General features: G+C 39.4%; 1 protein-coding gene and 1 pseudogene. Both read right to left on the bottom strand.

What is annotated here, in order from left to right:
• Nucleotides 1-125 (bottom strand): annotated as a pseudogene (locus WOCAOBSORBRA_RS06375) (Rpn family recombination-promoting nuclease/putative transposase); the annotation flags it as partial.
• Nucleotides 122-1,669: a group II intron reverse transcriptase/maturase gene (gene ltrA, locus WOCAOBSORBRA_RS05930; protein ID WP_006280223.1), complete on the bottom strand. Its 1,548-nt coding sequence runs from the start codon at nucleotides 1,667-1,669 to the stop codon at nucleotides 122-124. The gene ltrA and the pseudogene WOCAOBSORBRA_RS06375, both read right to left, overlap by 4 nt.
• Between the last annotated feature and the right edge of the window lie 238 nt (nucleotides 1,670-1,907).

The raw sequence follows: 1,907 nt of genomic DNA, 5'->3' as shown, positions 1-1,907 counted from the left end.
TGGTTAGGTAAGGAAGTAGTATTGCTACTACTCCCTCCCTTAGAAACGCAGCATGCAGGTTTCCCCACACTACGCTTGAGCCCCTTATCTAAGTCCTTCTTTTCTCGAACCGGCTTGTCCTTCATGATTCCTCAGAAAACATCATTCTTAATGGTGACACCAACAGTAGAGAACCTTCTCTTGAGAAAGAGCTTGCTAACATTTTTGTTTGTTTCACTCTTTCATCAAAATACTTTTTCCATTTTAAGTCAAGTGGATTTGCATCCGCCCTGATTTTAACATGTCGTCTGATAGGTATATCAATCAACCTAAGCAGTCTTAAATACCTTATCTCTTTCGGTTTGTTCTTGCATATGGGTGCAGCAAAGACCCATTGGCGTTGTTTCATTACCTTGAAGTAACGATTCTTTATCCAACGTAATCCTTTACGAGGATGTCTTTTCTTTGCCCATTTCCATAGAGCACACATAATTTCATGGTCTATTTTGTTAAAAGCTCTTTTCGCACACACATGGCTGTAGTAATTTCCCCATCCCCTTAATAGGGAATTGAGCAACTTGATTAGTACGGCCTGAGTGTTCGCTATGTTTGCCTTTATCAATGTACGTGCTTTATTAAGAAGTTTCTTAATACTTTCTTTTGAAGGTTTTATAATTAACTTCTTATTATACCTGCGTACATTACAACCAAGAAAGTCAAACCCTGTTGTAATAGATGTAATTTTTGTTTTCTCTTCGGAAAGGATAAGACCTCTCTCCTGAAGAAAGGACGATACTAGAGGTTTTACTTCATTTTCCAGTACTTCACGTGTGATTCCTGAAATGATAAAGTCATCTGCGTACCTGATTACATTTACTCCACTTCTGATTTTGCTTCTTCTTTTACTGCCAAGTTTACCAAATTGACTTTCCAATGATTTTTCAAGTCCATTTAGGGCTAGATTTGCTAGTATTGGAGAGATGATACTACCTTGTGGGGTACCTGCAGTTGTGGAATACAGAGTTTTTGATTCTAGGAAGCCAGCTTTTAACCAGCTATGAAGAATTTTCTTCTCCATAGGAATATGCTTCATGAGCCATTCATGGTTAATGTTATCAAAACACCCTTTAATATCACCTTCGAGTATCCATTGTAGTTGGTTACGGCTTGCCAGTAACAAGTGACAAGCCACAGTAGCGTCTGCGCAGGATCTTTTTGGTCTAAAACCATAAGAGTGACGATCACTGATCGTTTCAGCTATCGGTTCCAAAGCAAACAAGTATAATGCTTGCATGGCTCTATCTTTTATCGTAGGGATTCCAAGAGGTCTTCTTTTGCCATTAGACTTACTGATGTATATCCGTTTTAGCGGAGAAGGTTTGTATCCTCTTTGTTTTAATAGCTTTATTCCTTGAAATTTTGTGTTGCAAGTTGACCATATTTGACGATCTACACCTGCTGTGTTTTTTCCTTGGTTTTCAGTTACTCTCTTAACCGCCAAAGCTTTGCCGCTAAAAGAGCGTGTGAGAAGGTGTTGTAAAGTTTTCACCTTACCCCATCTGCCTTGTTGGACAGCCTTAACAATACGCCTCTGTAGCCTCATAACAACTTTTTGGCATTTCTTCCAGGGTAACTGGTTCCATGCTTCGGAGTTATTGGTAGGTGCACTTACAGTTGTACTTGTAATCATCTGCTTTCCTACCTTAAGTGGTTAACAAAGTTTCTTGTCATGAGGGACCAAATGGAAGTCTGCTCGTTTTCACGCGAATTAATGTTACAAATTCTATCCATTTCGTTACAAAATGGCATTCGCTTTCTCCATTATCCTTTACCTGCACATCCATCAGCATTCCTTGCGGGTTGCCTGCCATATAGGCGAAAATACAGGCTTATCCTGTTCCTTTTGTCATACAATAGTGGGTTAGGTG

The sequence above is a fragment of the Wolbachia endosymbiont of Cardiocondyla obscurior genome, assembly GCF_902713635.1.
Taxonomy (GTDB): Bacteria; Pseudomonadota; Alphaproteobacteria; order Rickettsiales; family Anaplasmataceae; genus Wolbachia; species Wolbachia pipientis.
Note: the sequence above shows the minus strand (reverse complement) of the source record. Positions and strands in the feature narration are given on the sequence as shown.